Source organism: Mesorhizobium sp. M2A.F.Ca.ET.067.02.1.1 (assembly GCF_004023285.1).
GTDB lineage: Bacteria > Pseudomonadota > Alphaproteobacteria > Rhizobiales > Rhizobiaceae > Mesorhizobium.
Map to the genome: position 1 here is coordinate 1 of NZ_RZSB01001400.1, position 496 is coordinate 496.

1 protein-coding gene is annotated in these 496 nt (G+C 65.7%); it reads left to right on the forward strand.

Annotated elements, in window-relative coordinates:
* A partial coding sequence (locus tag EOA28_RS38035) for an HlyD family efflux transporter periplasmic adaptor subunit (protein ID WP_128315959.1) occupies positions 1-496 on the forward strand: 496 nt, incomplete at both ends.

Genomic DNA, 496 nt, shown 5'->3' on the forward strand with positions numbered 1-496 from the left:
CCTATCGCCAGGCCGCGCTTCAGGAGTTGCAGAGCCTGGAGGCCGAACTGGACGCGGTGCGCGAGCAGTCGCGGGAGGCCGAGAATGTGCTTCGCCGCGTCACCATCAATGCCCCCGTGCCCGGCACGATCATTCGCATGTACTACCATACCGCCGGCGGTGTCATTGAGAGCGGCAAGGCCATCCTCGAGATCCTCCCCTCCGATGTGCCCCTGGTCATCGAGGCGCAGGTGCCGCGCACCGACATCGACAACGTCAAGGTCGGGCAGAAGGCTTCGATACGGCTGATCGCGCTCAACCGGCGCACCACGCCTGTCCTGGAGGGTGAGGTCTACTATGTCTCGGCCGACGCATTGCCGGAGATGAGCGGCCCCACGCCCAAGGAAGTCTATCTGGCGCGCGTGCGCTTGCCGGCAAGCGAACTGGCGAGGGTGCACGGCTTTCAGCCGACGCCCGGAATGCCGGCCGAGATCCTCGTGCAAACCCAGTCGAGGAC